This window comes from Myroides sp. JBRI-B21084, assembly GCF_030545015.1.
Taxonomy (GTDB): domain Bacteria; phylum Bacteroidota; class Bacteroidia; order Flavobacteriales; family Flavobacteriaceae; genus Flavobacterium.
On record NZ_CP120653.1, the window covers coordinates 1,509,338 to 1,533,055 of the forward strand.

Consider the following 23,718-nt stretch of genomic DNA (forward strand, 5'->3'; position numbering starts at 1 on the left):
ATGAAAGTATATAACGCAAAAGATTGGATTGGTTTTATTTTTAAAGTACACAAATCTGACACCATTCATCAACTATGGCCCTCAATTTTGTTAATGGGTTTTTTGTCGTGGCTAGTTGCTTATTTAGAACTTGATTATTTTAATTTAAGTCAAAATTCTACTTTAAAAAACACATCAATTTTACATACTGTTATTGGTTTTGTATTATCACTTTTATTGGTGTTTAGAACAAATACAGCTTATGAAAGGTGGTGGGAAGGTAGAAAAATGTGGGGTAAATTGGTGAACGATTCAAGAAATCTATCGGTTAAATTAAATGCCATTTTACCTGAAGATGATCGGGTGTCTCGTATTTTTTTTAGTAATAAAATTAAACTTTTTGCTAAAGTTTTACACACGCACTTAACAAGCGAATCTACTAAATACATGCTTGATGAAGAAGAACATCCTGAGTACGACGAAATTTTAAAAACACAACATCCACCAACAAAAGTAGTAAGTAGAATGTATGTTATGCTTCAAAAATTATCAAATGAAAAGCAAATAAGTTTTGAAGATAAATTAATTATCGACCAAAATTTAAATGGTTTATTAGATGTTGCCGGTGCTTGCGAACGCATAAAAAACACTCCGATACCAATGGCTTACGCGGCATTTATTAAAAAATTTATTTTTGTATATGTAGTTACTTTACCCATTGGATATGTTTTTTCAACCGGATATTTTATAGTGCCATTGGTAATGATTATTTTTTATGTTTTGTTGAGTATTGAATTTATTGCTGAAGAAATTGAAGATCCTTTTAACGGTGGTGCCAATGATTTACCAACTGCTAAAATTGCCCAAAATATAGGCAAATACGCATCAAACGTTTTATTGAATAATAATTAATAGTATCTTTAAAAGAAAAAATATGTTTAATAACGCATTTCATTTTCTAAATAATTTAAAAGAAAATAACAACCGCGATTGGTTTGCCGATAATAAATCAACTTTTGAAACCGCAAAAAATGATGCTTTAAAAAGTTTTAATGAAATTTATAACGATTTAAGCAGTGCCAACGATACTTTAGAACCTTTAAAAGTATTTAGAATTTACCGCGATGTACGTTTTTCACATGATAAATCGCCATATAAAACACATTTTTCAATGTATTTTGGTAGATTAAAACCAAATTATCGTGGCGGTTATTATTTACATATTGAACCTGGAGATAAGTCTTTTATTGGTGTTGGTTTTTTTGATCCGAATAAAGAAGATTTATTGCGAATTAGAAAAGAAATTGAACTTGACGATGAATTACAAATTATTTTAAACACAAAGGAGCTTAAACAGTTTTTTCCAAAATTAGAAGGCGATGAGTTAAAAACAGCTCCAAAAGGTTTTGATAAAACCCACCAACGTATTGATTTATTAAGAAAAAAGCAATTTTTGCTAATGCACAAACTTACCGATAAAGAAGTTTTAAATGCTGCATTTAATAAAAAAGTAGTTACTGCTTTTAAAGCAGCACAACCTTTTATTGATTATATGACCGATGTTTTAACTACTAATTTAAACGGAGAAAAAGAATAGTTTTTTATTTAGATTTGTTAGTTGCCATACCAACAAAGCGCGATATTACAACAGCCGGAAATAAAATTCCCATAACCGATAAAAAAGTAACTAACATTTTAGTAACTACATTTACAGGGTAAATATCGCCAAAACCAACTGTTGTAAGTGATGAAAGACTAAAGTACATAAAGTGAATATAATCAATATCGTTTCCTTGTAATTGCACGTTTCCGGCAATTGACGAACCTACTATTGCGTGGATAACTTCTAAAACCAAAGCTCCCATTAAAGCAATAAGCAAATACACATTAATGGCGCCAATTATTCGGTATGCATTAATACTTTGATCCCGAAACAAAAGTTGAAGGTTTATAATAATAAAAAGTAAAGTGTTAGCAATAGCTATAATGTTTTCTAAAATATAAAAGGAGTAGGGGTTGTCACCAAATCGAATTACCCTTAAAAATAAATGGAAACTAAATAAAGAGATGCTTAAAAAAACCAACCATTTGTTTGAAGTAGAAAATGCACCAGTTAAAAAAACACTTAAAAGTAAAACATTAAAAAGCAAAACACCATGGGTGCTGTATTCCATTACTATTGGTAAAATAAAAACTGCACAAATTAACATTATTAATAAGGTTACAAAACTTACATCGTTTAACCAGTACGATTGTAACCTATTTACGTATCTTTTCATAGTTTTTAAAAATGTTTTATTGATAAAAACTAAAATACAATTTTAAATTTAATTTGTTAAATGTTGACACCTTTTTTTATAATAGTAAAAAGAATAGCCTTGATAAATTTTTATCAAGGCTATTCTTTTAAGTTTAAATACAAATTAGTTTGCTTTATTTGCTGTAATTTCTGCAATTTTAACAATAACTTGTGTTGCTTTTAAAATACTTTCAACTGGAACATATTCGTATTTTCCATGAAAATTATGACCGCCTGCAAAAATATTAGGACAAGGTAAACCCATATACGACAACTGTGATCCATCGGTACCACCACGAATTGGTTTAATAATAGGTTTAATATTTAATTCTTTCATGGCTTGCTCGGCAATATCAACTATATGCATCACAGGTTGTACTTTTTCTTTCATATTATAGTACTGATCTTTAATTTCGCAAGTAACAATGTCTTCGCCAAATTTTTCAGCATATTTATTATTGAATTTTTCTACCATTTTTTCAATTAACTTCTTACGTTTTTTGAATTTTTTCATACTGTGATCACGTATAATCATGTGTACTTCGGTAGCTTCAATAGAACCGTGAATATCATTTACATGGAAAAAACCTTCGTATCCCGTTGTTTTTTCTGGAACTTCTTTACTTGGTAGTTTAGATATAAATTTGTTAGCCAAAAGCATTGAATTAATCATTTTGCCTTTTGCATAACCAGGGTGTACGCTTTTGCCTTTAAAAATTAATTTAACGCCCGCTGCATTAAAGTTTTCATACTCTAATTCACCAATCTGACTGCCATCCATGGTATAAGCCCAATCAGCAGCAAATTGTTCAACGTTGAATTTATGAGCACCACGACCAATTTCTTCATCTGGTGTAAAGCCCACGCGTATTTTTCCGTGTTTAATTTCGGGATGTTGAATTAAATACTCCATTGCCGATACAATTTCGCAAATACCTGCTTTATCATCGGCACCTAAAAGAGTAGTTCCATCGGTTGTTATAATAGTTTGCCCTTTGTATTGTAATAAATCGTCGAAATATTTAGGCGATAAAACAATGTTTTGTTCTTTATTTAAAAGAATATCGCCACCATCATAATTTTCAACAATTTGTGGTTTTACATTGGCACCAGTAAAATCGGGCGATGTATCAAAATGCGATACGAAACCAATAGTTGGTACTTCATGTGTTACATTACTTGGTAAAGTAGCCATTATATAGGCATTTTCGTCAATTGTAACATCTTCCATACCAATTTGCTTTAACTCTTCAACTAATTTATTAGCTAAATCCCATTGCTTTTTGGTAGAAGGAGTGGTTTCTGAATTTGGATCCGATTCAGTATCAACAGTTACATAACTTATAAATCGATCAATAATATGTTGTTTATTTTCCATTTTTATTAATTAAGAATTACAAAAGTATTAAAAAATAAGTATTTAGCAGAAACGTTTGTTTTTTATTTAAAGTAAATGCATAAAAAAAGCTTAACCGTAATGGTTAAGCTTTTGTGGGGAGAGCAGGATTCGAACCTGCGAAGGTTTCCCAACGGATTTACAGTCCGTCCTCGTTGGCCGCTTGAGTATCTCCCCGGACCGTTTTGTTTTTCTTGCGGAGAAAGAGGGATTCGAACCCCCGGACCTGTTACAGTCAACAGTTTTCAAGACTGCCGCATTCGACCACTCTGCCATTTCTCCTTAACGTTGTTTCCTTCGTTAATTGTGATGCAAATATAGGGGGAATTTCTTTACCTGCAAGGGTTTTTGTAACTTTTTTTTCATTTTTTTTATAACTGTTTCATTATCAGAAATAAAAAAATAAAATTATTTTTTGGTTAAATAAACGTCTTTAATATGCACTTTTTCACTATAATTTATCATTTCAACTGTAATGGGTTCGTTTTTAGTATTTTGCCCATTTACTATGTATAATTTACCGTTTTCTTCTAAAACATTGCTTTTATCAAAATCAACATCACCGTGTGTTAAGCACATTTTAATATCGTTCATATTTACCAACGATTTATCAAAACTTGCTTGTGCTTTATCTGATATCGTTATGGGTTTAGAACGTAAATCTTTTAAAACTCTACAATTTGGTAGGTAGCAAAAATCGGTATCTTTTGCATCAAAAAAGTAAAATACAATAATACCACCAATTAAAAATCCTAATAAGTAATAAGCAAAACGCTGTGAAAATTTCATATAAAATTAATTTTGGCAAAATTACAACTATTATTGTTATAACAGTATTAAATTAATGTCTTTATAATTTAAGTTGAACCATTTACTAATTGCTTCGTTTACCAAAATACCTTTGTACATATAAATACCTGAACGAATAGAGTTATCGTAGCTTACCGCATCGTCTATTGATCCGTTTTCACAAAGATCTAAAAGGTAAGGCGATAAAATATTACTTATGGCTAACGACGCGGTTTTAGAATATTTTGCAGTAATATTTGGTACTCCGTAATGTATAACACCGTATTTAATTTGGGTAGGTTTTTCGTGTGTTGTTACCTCAGACGTTTCAAAGCATCCACCATTATCAATACAAACATCAATTACTACAGCACCTGGTTTCATACGTTGTACCATTTCTTCGGTTACTAAAATGGGCGAACGGTTACAACCTTTAACGGCGCCAATGGCTACATCGCAACGCATTAAAGCTTTTGTAAGTACTTTTTCTTGTATGGTTGATGTAAAAACTTGTGTTGGTAGTGTTTTTTGTAAACGTTTAAGTTTATGAATATTATTGTCGAATACTTTTACGTTGGCACCTAATGCTAGCGATGTTCTAATAGCTGCTTCGGCAACCAAACCCGCGCCAATAATTACAACTTCGGTTGGTGGTACACCTGCAATATTCCCAAAAAGTAAACCTTTACCGCCGTTCATTCTGCACATATAATCTGCAGCTATTTGTATAGAAGCTATACCAGCAATTTCACTTATAGAATCTAAAAAAGGGTAGGCGTTAAATTTATCTTTAATGAATTCAAAACATAATGCAGTAATTTTCTTTTTTTCTAACGCTGCAAAATATTCCTTTTTTTGAGTTTTTAATTGCAATGCCGAAAATAGATAAGTTTTAGGTTTCATTAACTTAATTTCGTCAATGGTTGGTGGTTCTACCTTTAAAATAATAGGGCATGCAAATACTTTTTCTTTATCATGTGTAATAATAGCACCTGCTTCACTGTACTTTTTATCGTCGTAACTTGCTTCTAAACCTGCACCTGCTTCTATCAATATTTTATGGCCTGCTTTTACAAGCATGTTGACCGATTCGGGTGTTAAACAAACCCTTTTTTCTATTCTAAAATCTTCTTTAGGTATGCCAATAAAAAGTTGTCCGCGTTTTTTGCGAATTTCTAACTTTTCTTCTTGTGGAATTAATTCCGATTTTGAAAAAGGGCTTAAAGTATCCATAAATTATTCAAATTTTAAAGTACGGGTATATTCATCTATTATCGTAATGGTAATAACATGGGTTTCATTTGGTAAAATACTTTCTGCCATTTCGGGCCATTCTACAAAACACCAAGCGTTTTCGTAAAAATATTCATCTAACCCCATATCATAAACTTCTTGATCGTTTTTTAATCGATACAAATCAAAATGATATACTTTATTTTCATGAGCAACGTATTCATTTACAATAGAAAAAGTAGGGCTATTTGCCATATCGGTAACTCCTAAATTGTTTGCTAATGCTTTTATAAGTGTTGTTTTACCAGCGCCCATAGGTGCATTAAACAGCCATGTTTTGTGTTTACTGTTTGCAATTAAAGCTTTTGCTATTTTGTTAATATCGTTTAAATTGTACGTAAATGTCATATATATTGTTACTTTTTAGGAGATAAAGTTATAAAAGGAACAATCATTTCTTCTAAAGATATGCCTCCGTGTTGATAGGTATTTTTAAAATAACTAACATAATAATTATAATTGTTAATGTACGCTAAAAAATAATCACTTTTTGCAAAAATATAAGAACTACTAATGTTTATTGATGGCAACTGTATTTTTTTTGGATCTTTTACTGCAAAAACATCTTTAGATTCATAAGTTAACGATTTTCCTGTTTTATAACGTAAATTTAAGCTAGTACTTTTATCACCAATAACTTGCGATGGATTTTTACAATTTATAGTTCCATGATCTGTAGTTATAATTAATTTAAAACCTAAGTTTTGCGCTTGCTGAATAATTTCCAACAAAGGTGAATTTTTAAACCAACTTTGGGTTAATGATCGATATGCTTTATCGGTAGATGCTAATTCTTTAATAACTTCCATTTCGGTTTTTGCATGCGATATCATATCAACAAAATTATAAACTAATGCAATTAATTTATTGTTTTTCATTGATTTAAAATTGTCTGCAAATTTTTTACCGTCTTTTAAATTGGTTATTTTATGGTATTCGTGTTTTATGTTTAATCGCAATCTATTTAGTTGGTTTTCTAAAAATTCAGCTTCAAATAAATTTTTTCCACCTTCATCAACATCATTTTTCCAATATTGTGGCAATTGTTTTTCCATTTGTAAAGGCGTTAAGCCCGAAAATATTGCATTTCTAGCGTACTGTGTTGCTGTTGGTAAAATAGAGTAGTAGTAATCTTCTTTATCAACTTTATAATGTTGATTTATAATGCTTTCGAAAGATTTCCATTGGTCAAATCTTAAATTATCAATCACAATAAAAAGAACGTTATCATCGCCACGTAATTCAGGAACTACTTTTTTCACGAATAATTTATGTGAAAATAATGGTGCATTTTCTTCGTTATTTATCCAATCTTCGTAATTTTTTTCTACAAATTTTCCAAATTGCGAGTTTGCTTCCTCTTTTTGTCGTTCTAAAATTTCGCTTAAATTTTGGTCTTCAATAGCTTCAAGTTGTAATTCCCAAAAAATTAAGCGTTTGTATAAATCGGCCCAATCTTGAAAATTATTAGCCTGCATCATATCCAAAGCAATGCTTCTAAATTCTTTTTGGTAATCAAGTGATGTTTTTTCTGATATTAATCTAGAATGATCTAGGTTTTTCTTTAAACTTAATAAAATTTGATTAGGATTAACTGGTTTTATTAAGTAATCTGCAATTTTTGCTCCAATTGCTTCATCCATTATATATTCCTCCTCACTTTTAGTAATCATGATTACCGGTGTGGTTGATTTTTTTTCTTTTAATTCAGATAAAGTTTCCAAGCCGGTTATTCCAGGCATGTTCTCATCTAAAAAAACAATATCAAAATTGGTTTCGTTAAATAAATCAATAGCATCTTGGCCATTTGTAGCAGTAGTAACTCGGTATCCTTTTTTTTCTAAAAATAGTATATGTGGCTTTAATAAATCAATTTCATCATCAACCCACAAAATTTTAATTTCGTTCATAGCAATATTAATTTATCCTTATATAGTTAATAAGGATATTAAGGTTTAAATATACTAAAAAAACAACGTATAGGTTTCTTAAAAAAGAATTAAAAAACAAATGGAAGCTTTAAAATAAAATTTAGTTTTTGTTTTTTAGGTACATTTGTATCCTAAATGCTAAAATAATAGCAAAATATAGTTTAATTAACTAAAAAAAGTAAATGATATTTTCTTTTATAATACCTGTTTATAACAGACCCGATGAGATTGATGAATTACTATATAGTTTAACTTTTCAAACCTATAAAGAATGGTTTGAAGTTGTAGTTGTTGAAGATGGGTCAACTTTAAATTGCCAAAACGTAGTTGAAAAATATGCAAACAAATTAAATGTTTCGTATTATTTTAAGAAAAATTCTGGTCCTGGCGATTCACGTAATTTTGGAATGAATGTTGCAAAAGGCACTTATTTTATCATTCTAGATTCAGATTGTATTTTACCTAATAATTATTTGCAAGAAGTAAATGTTTTTTTATCAGTTAATTATGTAGATTGTTTTGGAGGACCAGATGCAGCACATGAGTCCTTTTCTGATGTGCAAAAAGCTATAAACCAAGTAATGACATCTGTTTTAACTACAGGAGGAATTAGGGGTGCAAACGAAAAATTAGGGAAATTTCAACCCCGAAGTTTTAATATGGGTATCTCAAAAGAAGCTTTTTTGGCAACTAAAGGCTTTGGTAAAATTCATCCTGGTGAAGATCCGGATTTATCAATTCGTTTATGGAAAATGAATTTTAAAACAGCTTTAATTCCCAATGCTTTTGTGTATCATAAACGACGCATAGATTGGGGAAAATTCTACAAACAAGTCAACAAATTTGGTAAAGCACGCCCCATTTTAAATCAACGTTACCCAGAATATTCAAAAATAACCTATTGGTTTCCAACCTTATTTTCAACGGGTTTTTTAATTGCAATTATATTGTTTTTTTGGGGTAACTACTTGTTAATTACAATTTATTGTGCTTATTATTTGCTTTTATTTTTGCAAAGTTTGATAAATACAAAAAGTTTAAAAATAAGTTTTTTAACAATTATTGCAAGTTTTATTCAGTTTTTTGGATATGGGGCAGGGTTTTTGTACAGTAATTTTTTGTTAAATGTAAAAAGGAAAGAAGCTACACAAGCAATGCCCGAAATGTTTTTTAAATAATATGACAAAAATTATTGGTTTAACCGGTGGAATTGGTAGTGGTAAAACTACCATGATAAATTATATAAAAGCCAAAGGTTTTAAGGTTTATATTGCCGATGATGCAGGTAAAAAAGTAATGAATGATTCTGTAATTATTAAAAAAATTAATGATTTATTTAATGGTGATGTTTTACAAAATGACGGCTTTTTAGATAGACCCAAAATTGCTTCGTTAGTTTTTAACAATAAAATATTATTGCAAAAGCTAAATCAAATTGTGCATCCAGCTGTTGAAGCTGATTTTCAAAATTTTTTACAAAATAATAAAGATCAATCAATAATTTTTAAGGAATCGGCACTATTGTTTGAAACAGAAGCTTATAAAAAATGTTTTGCAACTATTTTAATAACAGCTCCTTTAAATCTACGTATTGAACGTGTTTTAAAAAGAGATAATATTACAAAGGAGCAAATTTTAAACAGAATGAATAACCAAATGAGTGATGAAAACAAAATAAAGCTAGCAACTTATGTTGTTGAAAATGTTGATGTTAATATTGCTTATAAACGTTTAGATAGTATAATTAGTGAAATTATAACAAATTAAATTTTGTTGTTAATTTTAGGTTAAAAAAAATATTTTTGTATTGTTAAAATGTTAAATTTGTAACATAGTTTAATTAAATAATGAATAAATTTAGATTTCAATTTTTAATTGTTCTAATGAGTTTAGCTTTATTAGGTATCATCTTAATTCAGCTTTATTGGATTAGTACAAGTTATCAAAATAACGACATACAATTTCAGCATATGGTTAACCAAACCATATCTAAAGTGGCTGATAAGGTAAAAGAAAAAGAAAAATACGATTTTAATAAAAAATTTTATGAATATAGAACAAAGACAGGTAAGGTACCTGACAAAAAGGCTATTAAAGAAATTTTTTATATAGAAAAAGACAATCGAACCAATCAAGAAATTATTTATTCAAATATTATTTCTGTAGAAAATATAACCGATTTTAATTTCGGACAAAAGTTCATTGACAGTGCAAGTGGTTTAAAAAAAGATTATAAAAATTATATAAGTAGTCGTAAAACAGAAATTTATAGGGGAAAACAACAAAAAATTGATGGGATAGAAACAGGAATGCATCGTGCTTTAAATACCCAAAATAAACCCGATGAAGTAATTTCTAAAGAAGGTAATGTAGTAGAATTTGTAGATGTTTATTACAACGATGTGGTATCAACATACCCTATAGAAGAACGTTTAAATAAGAAAGAATTACAATTATTACTTCAACAAGAATTAACACATAGAAAATTAACTACAAATTTTGAATTTGCAGTTTTTAACAATGGTGATACCACACCAATTAAGTCGGATAATTTTATTTATAACGACAGAAATACTTTTTCGGCACCAATTTTAACCGATTTAGAAAATAAATCAAAGTATCATTTATATGTTAGTTTTCCGCATAAATCAAAATTTTTAGCATCTGATTTAGTCCCATTCATTTTAATTTCATTATTGTTCACCCTAGTAATTATTGCAGCATATTATAGTGCAATAAGACAATTAATTACACAAAGACAAATTTCTGAGATAAAAAATGACTTCATTAATAATATGACACATGAGTTTAAAACGCCTATAGCAACTATAAATCTTGCTTTAGATGCTATAAAAAACCCTAAGATTATTAATGATGAGGAAAAGGTTTTGCGTTACGTACAAATGATTCGCGATGAAAACAAACGAATGCATGCGCAAATAGAAAATATTTTAAGAATATCTAAACTAGAAAAGAAAGAACTTGATATTCCTAAAGAAAAAATTGAATTAACCGAGGTTTTAGAAGTAGCAATAGATCACGTATCATTATTAGTAGAAGACAGACAGGGTACATTAACAACCCATTTTAATACACAACGCGATACGGTGCTTATAAATCCAACACATTTTACAAGCGTTTTTGTAAATATTTTAGATAATGCCATTAAATATTCACCAAATGCACCTGTGATTGATATTTATACTGAAAATGTAAAAGATACCATAATTGTAAAAATTAAAGATCAAGGTGCAGGCATGAGCAAAGCCGCAACAAAAAAAATATTTGATAAATTTTACCGCGAACATACTGGTGATTTACATAATGTAAAAGGCCATGGTTTAGGTTTAGCCTATGTAAAACAAATTGTAGACGATCACAATGCACAAGTTTATGTAGAAAGTGAAAAGGGTAAAGGTAGTACCTTTATTATTAAAATACCATTAATAAATTAAACGAAACAACAAACAGAGAAATATGGAAACAATCAACAAAAAAATCTTGCTAGTAGAAGACGACCCTAATTTTGGTTCAATTTTAAAAGATTATTTATCAATGAACGATTTTGAAGTTACACTTGCCAAAAATGGTATGGAAGGCTTTGAAAAGTTTAAAAAGGATACTTTTGATTTATGTATATTGGATGTAATGATGCCTTATAAAGACGGATTTACATTGGCACGTGAAATACGCGATAAAAATAAAGAAATTCCACTTATATTCTTAACAGCTAAAACAATGAAAGAAGATGTTTTAAAAGGATATAAAGTAGGAGCAGATGATTATTTAAATAAACCTTTTGATTCTGAAGTTTTATTAATGAAGATTAAAGCAATTATGCAACGTAAATCTTCTGAAGTAAAAGCAGAAAATACAAAATTCGAATTTCAAATTGGAAATTTTAACCTTAATGCTAAACTTCGTTTTTTAACTTTTAAAAACGACGAACCTATAAAATTGTCTCCAAAAGAAAACGAATTATTAAAAATGTTGGCACTTTATGAAAACGATTTAATGCCTCGTGAAGTTGCTTTAACAAAAATTTGGCGCGATGATAACTATTTTACTTCTAGAAGTATGGATGTTTATATTGCTAAATTAAGAAAATACCTAAAAGCTGACGAAAATGTTGAAATTTTAAACATACATGGCGAAGGTTTTAGATTAGTAATCAAAAACAAAGAACAATAAAAAAAAGGCTTTAAGCCTTTTTTTTATTTAAAATAATTAAAATTATGGTTGCTTTCTATTTGTAAAAGCGTTTCGTAAATTAATTGAATTACATGTTCAACATCGTTTTTATGAACCATTTCAACCGTTGTGTGCATGTATCTTAAAGGTAACGAAATTAAAGCCGAAGCCACACCTCCGTTACTGTAAGCAAAAGCATCGGTGTCTGTACCTGTAACTCGTGACGATGCTAAACGCTGAAAAGGTATATTGTTTTTTTGAGCAGTATCAATAATTAAATCTCTTAAATTATTTTGTACGGCTGGTGCATAAGTTATAACAGGGCCTAAACCAATTTTTGTTTCACCCTCAATTTTTTTATCAATCATAGGTGTGGTACTATCATGACAAACATCCGTAATAATTGCAACATTAGGTTTAATAGTTTGTGTAATCATTTCGGCACCACGCAAACCTACTTCCTCTTGTACCGCATTGGTAATATACAATCCAAAAGGTAATTTTACATTGTTTTCTTTAAGTAAACGTGCAACCTCTGCAATCATAAAGCCCCCCATACGGTTGTCTAAAGCTCTGCATACAAATTTATTATCATTTAATATTTCAAAAGTATCAGGGTAGGTAATAATACACCCTACATGTATACCTAAAGCTTCAACTTCGGCTTTCGATTCACATCCGCAATCAATAAAAATATTTTCTAATTTAGGCGTAGGTTCATCCTTTCCTGCACGCATTCTTGTGTGTATAGCTGGCCAGCCAAAAACCCCTTTTACAATTCCGTTTTTAGTATGAATATTTACACGTTTTGATGGTGCAATAACCTGATCACTGCCACCATTTCTAATCACATAAATCATTCCGTCTTCTGCAATATAATTAACATACCATGAAATTTCATCGGCATGGCCTTCAATTACAACTTTAAAATCTGCTTCGGGGTTAATTACACCAACACAAGTTCCGTAAGTATCTGTAAATAAAGTGTCAACGTAAGGATTGATATAATCCATCCAAAGCTTTTGTCCTTCTTTTTCTGCGCCCGTAGGTGATGCATTATCTAAATAGTTCTTTAAAAATGTTAAAGATTCTGGTTTTAGTATGATTTTTGCATTCATTTTTTTAAAAATTATGTACGAAATTACTAATAATTTTGTTCTATATTTACCCTAAAATTGAAAAATTAAAATGAGAAAAGTTATATTATTGATTGTTGCATTTTTTGCCATGCAAATGCATGCACAGGTGAATGATTGGGAAAAATATGCTGATACTTTACGAACCAATGTTTTGGAAGATGGTGAGGTTGAAACAGAATACCTTTTGCCTGAAATGCACATAAATTTTTCTAAAGAAGAAATGGAACGCATTAAAATTCAAAATGTATTACGAAAACGAATTTTAAGAGTATATCCATATGCTGTTTTTACTAGTGAAAATTTAACTATTTTGAACGAGAATATGGCTAAAATGAAAACCAATTCGCAAAAAAGAAAATATTTAAAACGGACTGAAAAATATTTAAAAGAACAATTTGAAGAGCGTTTGAAGAAGCTTTCACGAAAAGATGGGCAAATTTTAGTGAAGTTAATTAACCGCCAAACAAATAAAACAACTTTTGAATTGGTTAAAGATTTAAAAAGTGGATGGAGTGCTTTTTGGAGTAATCAAACAGCTAAACTATTTGATATTCAGCTAAAAACAAAATACGACCCCGCTGAAGTTTTAGAAGATTTTTATATTGAAATGATTTTGCAGGAATTAAAAAATGAAGGCCGAATTGACTACCAAAAAGCTGCCAAAGATTTAAAAATAGATAAGGTTAAAGCAAATTGGAAACGTAAATTAGGCACTTCGGGTTACTATCCCGAAGAAGATTAATCAAACATTTTTTGGTATATTTGCAGGAAGTATTTAATTCATGGAGCAATTTATAGTATCGGCACGAAAATATCGTCCTCAAACGTTTAACGATGTTGTTGGGCAACAAACTATTACAAGTACTTTACTTAATGCCATTGAAAACAATCATTTGGCACAAGCACTACTTTTCACCGGACCACGTGGAGTTGGTAAAACTACTTGTGCACGTATTTTAGCTAGAAAAATTAACCAAATTGGGTATGACGATCCAAATGAAGATTTTTCTTTTAATGTATTTGAATTAGATGCAGCTTCAAACAATTCGGTTGAAGATATTCGTAATTTAATTGATCAAGTTCGCATACCTCCACAAACTGGTATTTATAAAGTTTATATTATAGACGAGGTGCACATGCTTTCTAATTCGGCATTTAATGCGTTTTTAAAAACATTAGAAGAACCACCAAAACATGCCATTTTTATTTTAGCAACAACCGAAAAACATAAAATAATACCTACTATTTTATCGCGTTGTCAAATATTTGATTTTAAAAGAATTACAGTTAACGATGCAAAGGAATACTTGAAACAAGTTGCATCAAGCCAAAACATTACTTTTGAAGAAGATGCTTTACAAATTATAGCTCAAAAAGCAGATGGAGCAATGCGCGATGCCTTATCAATTTTTGATAGGGTTGTATCGTTTTGCGGTTCCAATTTAACACGTCAAGCAGTTGCAGAAAATTTAAATGTTTTAGATTACGATTATTACTTAAAAGTGACCAATTTTATTTTAACAAGTGATATTCCTAATTTATTGTTGATGTTTGATACTGTTTTAACTAAAGGTTTTGATGCACATCATTTTGTTTCAGGTTTAGCTTCGCATTTTCGAAATTTGTTGGTATGTAAAAACCCGCAAACATTAAATTTACTTGATGTAAGTGATGAAAATAAAAATTTATTTTTACAACAAGCAGAAAAATTTATTCAGCAATTGCTAATTGAAGCTATTAATATTGCGAATAATTGTGATTTAAAGTATAAAGTAACTACAAATCAACGTTTATTAGTAGAATTATGCTTAATGCAATTGGCAACTTTAACCCACCCTGAAAAAAAAAATTTAATTCACAATTAATTCCGGCTGCATTTTTTAAAAATGTTAATGCTAAGAACATAGCTGAGCAAATTTCAAATATAGATGTTGTTGTAAATAAACCAATCACAACGAGTCCTGTTAAAGAAAAAGATACTCAGATAAACCAAAATGAAACAATCGAGCCAAAAATTGAAAATTCAATTACAGGGGTTTCTGCATTATCTTTAAAAAGTATCCAAAAAAAGCGTGAATTACAAGCAACAATTAACCCAATTGCAATAAATCACGAAGATTTACCAAAAGATTCATACACTTTTGATCAGCTTAAAACTCATTGGGATTATTGTTCAAAACAGTATTTTTCAACGGGACGTATGTTGATGTCTAGTACAATGAACATGGCTAATTTAACTTTACAAAACGATGTTTTATTGGTAGAATTTCCTAATGAAGGTAGTAAATTATCGTTTGAAGAGAATTTGTATGAATTGGTATCTTATATTCATAAAAAATTAAATAACTATCATTTAAAAATTGAAGTTATTGTTAATGAAAAAACCGAAATTAAAAAGGCGTTTACCATACATGATAAACTAGATTACTTAAAAAAGATTAATCCTGTTTTAGAAAATTTAATAAAAACCTTTGATTTGGAAGTTAAACCTTAATCTAACTTCAAAAAATATAAAAAATATGATAACTATAGGCACTTTTAATAAACTAAAAATTGATCGTAGAACTAACGTTGGTTTATTTTTAACCGATGGAAACCAAGATATTTTATTACCAAAAAAATACTTACCTAAAGTATTTGAATTAGGTGATGAGTTAGACGTTTTTGTTTACTTAGATCAAGAAGAAAGACCAGTTGCAACTACTTTAGAACCTTATATTTTTTTAAATGAATTTGCACTTTTAAAAGTAAATTATGTAAATAATTTTGGTGCTTTTATGGATTGGGGTTTAGAAAAAGATTTATTTGTTCCTTTTAGAGAGCAAGCTAGACCAATGACCGAAGGTAAATATTATATGATTTACATGTATCTTGATGAAAAAACCAATCGTTTAGTAGGTTCTTCAAAGTTAAATCAATTTTTAAATAATGATGACATTACCGTAAGCGTAGGAGAGGAGGTTGATTTAATTGTTTCGCACATTACAACTGCTGGTATAAATGTGATTATTAATGAAAAGCACAAAGGCTTAATGTACGAAAACGAAGTTTTTGAAGATTTTAGAACAGGTGACCGCATTATTGGATACATTAAAAATATTCGTCCTGATGGTAAAATTGATGTTTCTAGAAACAAAATAGGCTTTGAGAAAGTAAGCGATACATCTTTAAAAATTTTAAAAGAACTTGAATTAAGTGGTGGCTTTTTAGGATTAAACGATCACAGCCATCCAGATGAAATTAAAAGCGTTTTAGGTATAAGTAAAAAAGCTTTTAAACAAACTATTGGTGTACTTTATAAAGAAAAAAAGATTATAATTAAAGAAAACGGAATTTATAAAGTGTAAACAATGTGAATTTTAATAAAATCCATTACATTTATTTTAAAATTCAACGAAAAAGTTATGAAAAAAAAGGTGTTTTATATTTTAATTTTATTTGCTACTATTGCTTGTAACAATAAAAAGGAATGTAACGAACTTACTGGTACATACAGTACTTTTACCGAAGCACGTAAAGATATAACCAAAGCAAATTACCCCATAAAAAAAATACAGCTAACCCCAGAAAGTTCATGGATTAAACGTATTGAATTTTATAGTTGTAATGAAGAAGATGGATATTTAATTATTTATACCAAACGATCTGAAGAATACATTCATGCACATGTGCCCCTAACTGTTTGGGAAGAATTATCAACATCTACTTCAAAAGGTTCGTATTACAATTCACATATAATAAACCGTTATCCCTTTAATTTAAATCTATAATATTAAAATGGTATATAATTTGTATATTATTTATTCGCAAAGTAAATTTTGCTAATTTAAAATATATTTTGCCATTAATTTAAAAAAAATGAAACATTACATAATTATACTACTTGCATTTTTATTTTTAAACAATTGGAATGCGCAAGCACAAATTGAAGATACTGATTTAGATGAATTGGTAATTGATAAACTTTCACGTGCAAGTATAATAGACATTATAAAAAAGGTACGTACCCAAATGTACACTAATTATTCGTTAGAAAATTACAACTACTTTGTTCAACACCATGCTACAATGGGCGATACCTTACAATTGTTACAATCAGATTTAATGTGTGAAGTGTCTATTAATTTAAAAAATAAAAAAATTAATAAAAGTGTATTAAAACATCCTAAGAATAAGGTTGAGATGGATACGGTTTTTTTTAACAGATATACAGGTAACGATTCTCCAATGTATTGGTTAACCGAAGTTGTAATACGTAAATATGTAAATATTCCTGAATTAGACTTTTTTAATAATTTTAAAGACTATTCTTTTGAACGTAAAAAAACAAAAGATGGAGATTATGTCATTGAATTTTATTCGGAATATTTTTATGAAGGATTTTTTCAGTATGATAAGAATTTTAATCTTAAAAAATTACAATTTGTTTTATTAAAACCATATCCAATTGATCACAGTCAAACAAAAAACGGAAAGTTTATGTTTGAAAAAAATTGGATTTATAGTAAAGAAAAAGTTGAAATAACGGTTAAAACTACTGCTGAAGGTAAAAATTATGTTGATGAGCTAAAAGCTTCAGAAGAAATTCAAGATTACAATTTTACCAGATTTGATTCACGTGGAGGTGTAGTAATAAAAGATATTGAATTAGATTTTAAATCGGATTTAATCTTTAAAAAAATGTAAAAAAAGCAGGCTATCTTTAAAGATAGCCTGCTTTTTTTATTATCTCAATTCAGCACCAACTTCACTTGTTAATTGCTTTTGAACTTTTTGCATTAATTTATCAATTTCATTATCGGTTAGGGTTTTATCCTTATCCTGAATTTTCATGCTTATTGCGTAAGATTTTGTTCCTTCAGGTAATTTTTCACCTTGATAAACATCAAATAAAGAAATATCTAAAATTAAATTTTTATCGGCCAATTTTACCGTTTTATAAATATCCGCAAACGATACTTCATCTTTTACAAGTAAAGCTAAATCGCGTTTTACAATTGGGTATTTTGATATTTCAGCAAACTTAATTTTACTTGAAACTATGTTTAATATGGTATTCCAAATAAAATCTGCATAAAAAACTTCTTGTTTAATATCAAAATGTTTTAAAATATTTTTCTTAACCGTTCCAAAAGATACTATTTTTCTATCGCCGTAATAATAAGCGATACCTTCTGCTAAATGTTCGTTTTCAGTTGGTTTAGTTGTAACGTTTTTAATTCCAATACGTTCTAATAAAGCATCAACATAACCTTTTAATAAAAAGAAATCTGTTGGTGTATTTGTAACATTCCAACTATTTGTACTAACGTTACCTGTTATTAATAAAGATAAATGTTTATATTCTTCATAACCAGATAATGGTTTTGCATAAGTTTTACCAAATTCAAAAAACTTTAAATCACTGTTTTTACGATTAATATTATAGGCAATTGCTTCTAAACCGCCAAAAAGCAATGATTGGCGCATTACCGATAAATCTGTACTTAAAGGATTTACAATAGTAATTTGTTGGTTACGGTTTTGTTCTGATATAAAATCGTTATAAGTAGCAGTTGTTAGTGAATTAGACATGGTTTCGTAAAAACCCTGACCAACTAATTGATTTGCAACTATATTTTGTACTTTATGATCGTCTATTTTTGATCCGTATGCAATAGTAGCATTTATTTTTGAGCCAACTTTTATGTTGTTAAAACCATAAACGCGTAAAATTTCTTCAATAACATCTATTTCACGTTGTACATCAACACGATATGCAGGAATAGAAAGACCTAAGCCTTTATCTGTAATATTTGTAACTTTAATATCTAACGAAACTAAAATTTTCTTTATGATTTCATTAGGAATATTTTCGCCTAAAATTTTATTAACGTTGTTGTAATTTAAGAAAACTGTAAAATCTTCAATTTTTTTAGGATACAAATCAATAATATCCGATGTAATTTCACCGTTAGCTAAATCGGCAATTAAAATAGCGGCATGTTTTAAAGCATAATTTGTAATATTCGGATCAATACCACGTTCAAATCTAAAAGATGCATCAGTAGAAATACCGTGTCTTTTTGCTGTTTTTCGAATACTAACAGGGTTAAAGTAAGCACTTTCTAAAAATATTGAAGTTGTATGTTCAGTAACACCAGAATGTAAGCCACCTAAAACACCTGCTAAACAAAGTGGTTGGTGTTCGTCACAGATTACAATATCGTCTTCATGTAAAATGCGTTCAACTCCATCTAAAGTTACAAACTTGGTACCAGCTTCGGCATTTTTAACAATAATTTTATTACCTTTTATACGTGATGCATCAAAGGCATGTAAAGGTTGACCTAATTCGTGTAATACATAATTTGTAGCATCAACAATATTGTTTTTTGGTGTAATACCTATCGCTTTTAATGCGTTTTGCAACCAAGCTGGCGATGGTTTTACATCAATTTCAGAAATAGTTACTCCGGCATAACGTGGTGCCAATTTAGTATCTTCAACAATAAGATCGTATTTTAAAGTACGTTTTTCAACTTTAAATTTACTTACACTTGGCGTAATTAATTCAGAATAATTATTGTTAGGTTTGGTTTGTATTAAACCAGCACGCAAATCACGAGCAACACCTAAATGGCTCATGGCATCAGCACGATTTGGAGTTAAACCAATTTCAAATACACTATCGGTATAAATTTCAAAAACTTCAGCAACGGGTGTACCTGGTGTAAGTTTTTCATCTAAAATCATAATTCCATCATGACTTTCACCTAAACCTAATTCGTCTTCGGCGCATATCATTCCAAAACTTTCTTCTCCACGAATTTTACCTTTTTTTATAACAAATTCGTTTCCTTCTTTATCAAATAAAACAGTACCAATTGTTGCAACAGGTACTTTTTGCCCTGCAGCTACGTTTGGTGCTCCACAAACTATTTGCACTGGTGGTTCGTTATTGCCTAAATCTACTTTTGTAATACGTAATTTATCTGCATTTGGGTGTTGTTCACATGTTAACACATGCCCAACTACTACGCCTTTAAGGCCACCTTTTAAACTTTCGTAAGTATTAATACCTTCTACCTCAAGTCCTAAATTTGTAAGAATTTCGGCAGCCTCTTCAGGATTAATGTCTAACTTAATAAATTGTTTTAACCAGTTATATGATATTTGCATTGTTTTGTTTTTAAAGCACAAATATACAGATTGCTGAACGTTTGATAAAATTATTTGATTTTAATTATTGTAAAAATTTTTCTTTTGTAAATGAATCAGGTATACTACAGTTTTGTTTTTTTCCAAACCATTTATATCTATTTTTTGCAAAGTATTGGTAAATTTTGTTTCGAATAGCTAAAGGAACAATTTGAACAATTTGTAATAACGGATAAAAACCGTTAAGTTGTTTCGCTATTTCTATAGCTGCATTGCTTTCTGTAAAATAAGCAACACCTGGTTCATATAAAATTATGGAATCGGTTTTTGGGTGAATACCAATGTAATTTAATATTTCTTTTCCAAAATTTGATTGTAAACTTGCAAAAACAAAAACGTTTTTTTTATCGGCTTTGATAATTTTTTGAACAGTATTGTCGCAAAAATTACAAACTCCATCAAATAGTATCAGTTGTTTTCCGTCAGGAATTTTTTCAATTGCGTGCATGATTTATTTTTTTCGTTCTACCATTTCTAATTGTTCTAAAGCTACTTTCGATGTAAAAAAACCATAATTTACTGTTGCTTTATTTTTTTCTATTACATCAATTGTTCCAACTGCTTTTCCATCGGTCATTCGCACACGATCGCCCACTTTCAATACAAAATTTGTTTTGTTGGCTTGTTGTATTTGTTGTTCTTTTACCTTTTTTTCTTTCTTCTCTTGACGAATTTTCTCTAGTTTTTCTTCAACTTCTTTAATTACTTTTTGCTCTTCTTGTTGTTTTACCTTTTTTTCTTTTAAAGTAATTTTTTTACGTTTTGAATTTTCTATTTCAACTGTTTTTAGCAATTCACCAATTAATAGTTTTTTATCTTTATTGTTGAAATATTTTTCAGATAAATCGTCAAAACGTTGTCCTAAATAAATAAAGCGTTGGTTGGTATCATACAGTTCTTGATAACGTTCTAATTTATCTTGAATTTTTGTATTAATAGTTGATAATTTATTACTTTCTTCACGGGCACGTTTTTCTTCTTCACGTAAATTTTCTGATGTTTTTTCTAGTTTAGATCTTTCTTTCTGAAGGTTAGCAATGGTTTTGTCAAAACGGACTTTATCTGTTTCTACTTTCTTTTTTGCTCTATTTATTAATCCATACGGAATACCGTTTTTCTGTGCAACTTCAAAAGTAAACGAACTACCAGCTTGCCCTAAGCTTAATTTATACATTGGTTCTAACGATTTTTCATCAAACATCATGTTTGCATTTGTTGCGTGTGGCAATTCGTTAGCTAAAATTTTAAGGTTGCTGTAATGTGTGGTAATAATACCAAAAGCTTCTCTGTGGTAAAATTCTTCTAAAAAAACTTCGGCTAAAGCACCACCTAACTCTGGATCTGATCCTGTTCCAAATTCATCAATTAAAAATAGAGTTTTGTCGTTACATTTTTTTAAAAAATAATTCATGTTTTTTAACCTGTAACTGTAAGTGCTTAAATGGTTTTCAATTGATTGATTATCACCAATATCGGTTAAAATCCTGTCAAATAAAAAAGTTTCGCTACGTTCGTGTACCGGAATTAACATACCGCTTTGCAACATTAATTGTAATAAACCTATGGTTTTTAATGTAATAGATTTTCCTCCAGCATTTGGTCCCGAAATTACAATTATTCGTTCGTTATTTGTTAACTCAATAGTTTGCGGATACGTTTGCTTTCCCTTTTCCTTATTGTTTAAAAGTAGAATAGGATGAAAAGCTTCACGAAAATATAATTTTTTTTCAGTTGTAATATTTGGTAATATTCCATTAATCTTTTGCGCATATTTAGCCTTAGCTGCAACAATATCGATATGTGATAATAGGTTTTGATATGTAACTAAATCACTATAAAACGGACGAATTTCATTAGTTAATGTTTTTAAAATACGCATTATTTCTTCACGTTCTTCGTATTCTAAATTGCTTAATTCACGCGAAAATTTAAAAGTGCTTTCTGGTTCAATATAAACTATGCTTCCTGTTTTTGATTGCCCTAAAACCGAACCTTTTACTTTTTTGCGATGCATTGCTAAAACAGCCAAAACTCTACGGTTTTCTACTATAGATTCTTTTATGTCATCTAAATAACCTGACGAGTTGTATTGTTGTAATGCAAAGCCAAAACTTTGATTTATTTTACCGCGAATAATTAAAATATTTTGTCTAATTGCTTTTAAATCAACCGATGCTGTATCTTTAATTTCGCCATATTTATCAAGTACCTGCTCAATTTTTTGCAAAATTATTTTATTGGGTTGTGTAATAAAGGTTGCTTGATACAATGCATCGTAATAATCTTGAAATTTCTTTAAAAACAAAATTAATTCATTTGTTGTTTGAACTAAACTAGCAATTTTTTTAAAAGCAAATGCTTCTAAAAAACTGTCTTCAATGCGTAGCATTTTTAGTTCAAAACCAATAGAATCAAAGTAATGCGAAGGTATAGCGTTTTGATTGCTAAAAGATGAAACATATTCCGATGTTTGTTTTAATTGCTGTAACAAATCTTCTTTATTAGCAATTGGTGTAATTTCTAATGCAATTTCTTTACCTATCTCGGTAGTACATAACGCACTTATTTGTTCTAATATGGTGCTAAATTCTAAATCTTGTAATGTTTTTTGAGAGATTAATTTCATTTCTTATGGTCTGAATCGAACTTCAAATTTACAAACAATTTATCATTTAAAGGAATATGTGTTACATTTGAATTTTAAAACAAAATAATGAATAGTTGGAACGAATTTATTAAGCAAGAATCGCAAAAGGAATATTTTATTAAATTAATGGAATTTGTTGATAAAGAATATATTAATACAGCAATTTATCCACCTAAAGAACAAATTTTTAATGCCTTTACGTTTTGCCCGTTAGATAAAGTTAAAGTAGTTATTTTGGGACAAGATCCTTATCACGGTTTTGGCCAGGCTCACGGTTTAAGTTTTTCTGTAAATAAAGGGGTGACTATACCGCCATCGTTGAGAAATATTTATAAAGAATTACAAACTGATGTTTTTTTTAACATACCAAACCATGGCAATTTAACTGAATGGGCACAACAAGGTGTTTTACTTTTAAATGATGTGCTAACTGTTAAAGAATCTAAACCAGGCAGTCATCAAAAAATAGGCTGGGAGCAATTTACAGAACAAATAATTTTGCATCTATCAGAACAAAAAGAGGATATTGTTTTTATGCTTTGGGGTAATTATGCACAAAAAAAGGGTAAAAAAATTAATGTAAATAAGCATTTAGTACTAACCAGCGGACATCCATCGCCTATGAGTGCAAATCAAGGAAAATGGTTTAACAACAAGCATTTTTCTCAAGCTAATACTTTTTTAACAAATAAAGGTAAACAACCAATAAATTGGCAGTTAAGCACTTAATTTTAAATTATTTTTAACATAGTGTTAAAAAACAAAAATAATTTGTAGTTTATTTAACATAATACTATTTTAGTTAATAATTTGGTTTTTTAAATAAGCTAAATTATTTGTTTGTTGTTTACTTA

General features: G+C 29.2%; 23 protein-coding genes and 2 tRNA genes. 13 read left to right on the plus strand and 12 right to left on the minus strand.

Annotated elements, in window-relative coordinates; all coding sequences use genetic code 11:
* Complete coding sequence (locus P3875_RS07335) at positions 1–891, plus strand: bestrophin family protein (protein ID WP_303443308.1); 891 nt, start codon at positions 1–3, stop codon at positions 889–891.
* 22 nt (positions 892–913) lie between these two features.
* On the plus strand, positions 914–1,576 hold the full coding sequence (locus tag P3875_RS07340) for a DUF2461 domain-containing protein (protein WP_303443309.1): 663 nt from the start codon (positions 914–916) through the stop codon (positions 1,574–1,576).
* Positions 1,577–1,580: 4 nt separating this feature from the next.
* On the opposite strand, the gene P3875_RS07345 is transcribed toward P3875_RS07340, so the two are convergent.
* From P3875_RS07345 to porX, 8 genes are all read right to left on the minus strand, one after another.
* Positions 1,581–2,258 (minus strand): potassium channel family protein, encoded by a 678-nt coding sequence (locus P3875_RS07345; RefSeq protein WP_303443310.1) that lies wholly within the window; start codon positions 2,256–2,258, stop codon positions 1,581–1,583.
* Between the two features lie 144 nt (positions 2,259–2,402).
* Positions 2,403–3,656, minus strand: coding sequence for a peptidase T (gene pepT / locus P3875_RS07350; protein WP_303443311.1), 1,254 nt, complete (start codon positions 3,654–3,656; stop codon positions 2,403–2,405).
* A 114-nt stretch (positions 3,657–3,770) separates the two neighbouring features.
* A tRNA-Tyr gene (locus P3875_RS07355) sits at positions 3,771–3,851 on the minus strand.
* A 20-nt stretch (positions 3,852–3,871) separates the two neighbouring features.
* Positions 3,872–3,956 (minus strand) — tRNA-Ser (locus P3875_RS07360).
* A 126-nt stretch (positions 3,957–4,082) separates the two neighbouring features.
* On the minus strand, positions 4,083–4,463 hold the full coding sequence (locus tag P3875_RS07365) for a DUF4258 domain-containing protein (protein WP_303443312.1): 381 nt from the start codon (positions 4,461–4,463) through the stop codon (positions 4,083–4,085).
* A 36-nt stretch (positions 4,464–4,499) separates the two neighbouring features.
* Complete coding sequence (locus P3875_RS07370) at positions 4,500–5,696, minus strand: alanine dehydrogenase (protein WP_303443313.1); 1,197 nt, start codon at positions 5,694–5,696, stop codon at positions 4,500–4,502.
* A gap of 3 nt (positions 5,697–5,699) precedes the next feature.
* Positions 5,700–6,104: a tRNA (adenosine(37)-N6)-threonylcarbamoyltransferase complex ATPase subunit type 1 TsaE gene (tsaE, locus tag P3875_RS07375; RefSeq protein WP_303443314.1), complete on the minus strand. Its 405-nt coding sequence runs from the start codon at positions 6,102–6,104 to the stop codon at positions 5,700–5,702.
* 8 nt (positions 6,105–6,112) lie between these two features.
* Positions 6,113–7,666 (minus strand): T9SS response regulator signal transducer PorX, encoded by a 1,554-nt coding sequence (porX, locus tag P3875_RS07380; RefSeq protein WP_303443315.1) that lies wholly within the window; start codon positions 7,664–7,666, stop codon positions 6,113–6,115.
* Positions 7,667–7,869: 203 nt separating this feature from the next.
* Here porX and P3875_RS07385 point away from each other — a divergent pair, with 203 nt between their 5' ends.
* From P3875_RS07385 to P3875_RS07400, 4 genes are all read left to right on the plus strand, one after another.
* Entirely contained in the window at positions 7,870–8,865 is a 996-nt protein-coding gene (locus P3875_RS07385; protein ID WP_303443316.1) for a glycosyltransferase, read from the plus strand.
* A 1-nt stretch (position 8,866) separates the two neighbouring features.
* Entirely contained in the window at positions 8,867–9,454 is a 588-nt protein-coding gene (gene coaE, locus P3875_RS07390) for a dephospho-CoA kinase (protein ID WP_303443317.1), read from the plus strand.
* 80 nt (positions 9,455–9,534) lie between these two features.
* Entirely contained in the window at positions 9,535–11,142 is a 1,608-nt protein-coding gene (locus P3875_RS07395; RefSeq protein ID WP_303443318.1) for a sensor histidine kinase, read from the plus strand.
* A gap of 22 nt (positions 11,143–11,164) precedes the next feature.
* Positions 11,165–11,878, plus strand: coding sequence for a response regulator transcription factor (locus tag P3875_RS07400; RefSeq protein WP_303443319.1), 714 nt, complete (start codon positions 11,165–11,167; stop codon positions 11,876–11,878).
* Positions 11,879–11,901: 23 nt separating this feature from the next.
* Here P3875_RS07400 and P3875_RS07405 read toward each other — a convergent pair whose 3' ends face one another.
* The gene (locus tag P3875_RS07405) at positions 11,902–12,996 is read right to left on the minus strand and encodes a M42 family metallopeptidase (protein ID WP_303443320.1); all 1,095 of its coding nucleotides are present in this window, start codon (positions 12,994–12,996) and stop codon (positions 11,902–11,904) included.
* Between the two features lie 70 nt (positions 12,997–13,066).
* Between P3875_RS07405 and P3875_RS07410 the strand changes: the two genes are divergently transcribed.
* From P3875_RS07410 to P3875_RS07435, 6 genes are all read left to right on the plus strand, one after another.
* Positions 13,067–13,759 carry a DUF4294 domain-containing protein gene (locus P3875_RS07410; protein ID WP_303443321.1) on the plus strand — a complete coding sequence of 231 codons (693 nt, stop codon included), beginning with the start codon at positions 13,067–13,069 and terminating at the stop codon, positions 13,757–13,759.
* Between the two features lie 40 nt (positions 13,760–13,799).
* Positions 13,800–14,882 (plus strand): DNA polymerase III subunit gamma/tau, encoded by a 1,083-nt coding sequence (gene dnaX, locus P3875_RS07415; RefSeq protein ID WP_303443322.1) that lies wholly within the window; start codon positions 13,800–13,802, stop codon positions 14,880–14,882.
* Between the two features lie 359 nt (positions 14,883–15,241).
* Entirely contained in the window at positions 15,242–15,511 is a 270-nt protein-coding gene (locus P3875_RS07420; RefSeq protein ID WP_303443323.1) for a DNA polymerase III, read from the plus strand.
* Between the two features lie 25 nt (positions 15,512–15,536).
* Entirely contained in the window at positions 15,537–16,364 is an 828-nt protein-coding gene (locus P3875_RS07425; protein ID WP_303443324.1) for a CvfB family protein, read from the plus strand.
* A gap of 57 nt (positions 16,365–16,421) precedes the next feature.
* Positions 16,422–16,787, plus strand: a complete 366-nt coding sequence (locus tag P3875_RS07430; RefSeq protein WP_303443325.1) for a KTSC domain-containing protein — start codon at positions 16,422–16,424, stop codon at positions 16,785–16,787.
* Between the two features lie 88 nt (positions 16,788–16,875).
* Complete coding sequence (locus P3875_RS07435) at positions 16,876–17,703, plus strand: hypothetical protein (protein WP_303443326.1); 828 nt, start codon at positions 16,876–16,878, stop codon at positions 17,701–17,703.
* 39 nt (positions 17,704–17,742) lie between these two features.
* On the opposite strand, the gene pheT is transcribed toward P3875_RS07435, so the two are convergent.
* The 3 genes from pheT to P3875_RS07450 form a co-directional block, all read right to left on the minus strand.
* Positions 17,743–20,178 carry a phenylalanine--tRNA ligase subunit beta gene (gene pheT, locus P3875_RS07440; protein WP_303443327.1) on the minus strand — a complete coding sequence of 812 codons (2,436 nt, stop codon included), beginning with the start codon at positions 20,176–20,178 and terminating at the stop codon, positions 17,743–17,745.
* A gap of 64 nt (positions 20,179–20,242) precedes the next feature.
* Entirely contained in the window at positions 20,243–20,656 is a 414-nt protein-coding gene (locus P3875_RS07445) for a thiol-disulfide oxidoreductase DCC family protein (RefSeq protein WP_303445429.1), read from the minus strand.
* Positions 20,657–20,668: 12 nt separating this feature from the next.
* Positions 20,669–22,843, minus strand: coding sequence for an endonuclease MutS2 (locus P3875_RS07450; RefSeq protein WP_303443328.1), 2,175 nt, complete (start codon positions 22,841–22,843; stop codon positions 20,669–20,671).
* Positions 22,844–22,930: 87 nt separating this feature from the next.
* On the opposite strand from P3875_RS07450, the gene ung reads away from it, so the two are divergent.
* A complete protein-coding gene (gene ung, locus P3875_RS07455; RefSeq protein WP_303443329.1) occupies positions 22,931–23,593 on the plus strand; it encodes a uracil-DNA glycosylase in 663 nt (220 codons plus the stop codon).
* Positions 23,594–23,718: the final 125 nt, after the last annotated feature.

Bases quoted from the DNA above. Each gene is read 5' to 3' on its own strand.
- P3875_RS07335 (WP_303443308.1), top strand. From the start codon at position 1: ATGAAAGTATATAACGCAAAAGATTGGATTGGTTTTATTTTTAAAGTA.
- P3875_RS07340 (WP_303443309.1), top strand. From the start codon at position 914: ATGTTTAATAACGCATTTCATTTTCTAAATAATTTAAAAGAAAATAAC.
- P3875_RS07345 (WP_303443310.1), bottom strand. From the start codon at position 2,258: ATGAAAAGATACGTAAATAGGTTACAATCGTACTGGTTAAACGATGTA.
- pepT (WP_303443311.1), bottom strand. From the start codon at position 3,656: ATGGAAAATAAACAACATATTATTGATCGATTTATAAGTTATGTAACT.
- P3875_RS07365 (WP_303443312.1), bottom strand. From the start codon at position 4,463: ATGAAATTTTCACAGCGTTTTGCTTATTACTTATTAGGATTTTTAATT.
- P3875_RS07370 (WP_303443313.1), bottom strand. From the start codon at position 5,696: ATGGATACTTTAAGCCCTTTTTCAAAATCGGAATTAATTCCACAAGAA.
- tsaE (WP_303443314.1), bottom strand. From the start codon at position 6,104: ATGACATTTACGTACAATTTAAACGATATTAACAAAATAGCAAAAGCT.
- porX (WP_303443315.1), bottom strand. From the start codon at position 7,666: ATGAACGAAATTAAAATTTTGTGGGTTGATGATGAAATTGATTTATTA.
- P3875_RS07385 (WP_303443316.1), top strand. From the start codon at position 7,870: ATGATATTTTCTTTTATAATACCTGTTTATAACAGACCCGATGAGATT.
- coaE (WP_303443317.1), top strand. From the start codon at position 8,867: ATGACAAAAATTATTGGTTTAACCGGTGGAATTGGTAGTGGTAAAACT.
- P3875_RS07395 (WP_303443318.1), top strand. From the start codon at position 9,535: ATGAATAAATTTAGATTTCAATTTTTAATTGTTCTAATGAGTTTAGCT.
- P3875_RS07400 (WP_303443319.1), top strand. From the start codon at position 11,165: ATGGAAACAATCAACAAAAAAATCTTGCTAGTAGAAGACGACCCTAAT.
- P3875_RS07405 (WP_303443320.1), bottom strand. From the start codon at position 12,996: ATGAATGCAAAAATCATACTAAAACCAGAATCTTTAACATTTTTAAAG.
- P3875_RS07410 (WP_303443321.1), top strand. From the start codon at position 13,067: ATGAGAAAAGTTATATTATTGATTGTTGCATTTTTTGCCATGCAAATG.
- dnaX (WP_303443322.1), top strand. From the start codon at position 13,800: ATGGAGCAATTTATAGTATCGGCACGAAAATATCGTCCTCAAACGTTT.
- P3875_RS07420 (WP_303443323.1), top strand. From the start codon at position 15,242: ATGGCTAATTTAACTTTACAAAACGATGTTTTATTGGTAGAATTTCCT.
- P3875_RS07425 (WP_303443324.1), top strand. From the start codon at position 15,537: ATGATAACTATAGGCACTTTTAATAAACTAAAAATTGATCGTAGAACT.
- P3875_RS07430 (WP_303443325.1), top strand. From the start codon at position 16,422: ATGAAAAAAAAGGTGTTTTATATTTTAATTTTATTTGCTACTATTGCT.
- P3875_RS07435 (WP_303443326.1), top strand. From the start codon at position 16,876: ATGAAACATTACATAATTATACTACTTGCATTTTTATTTTTAAACAAT.
- pheT (WP_303443327.1), bottom strand. From the start codon at position 20,178: ATGCAAATATCATATAACTGGTTAAAACAATTTATTAAGTTAGACATT.
- P3875_RS07450 (WP_303443328.1), bottom strand. From the start codon at position 22,843: ATGAAATTAATCTCTCAAAAAACATTACAAGATTTAGAATTTAGCACC.
- ung (WP_303443329.1), top strand. From the start codon at position 22,931: ATGAATAGTTGGAACGAATTTATTAAGCAAGAATCGCAAAAGGAATAT.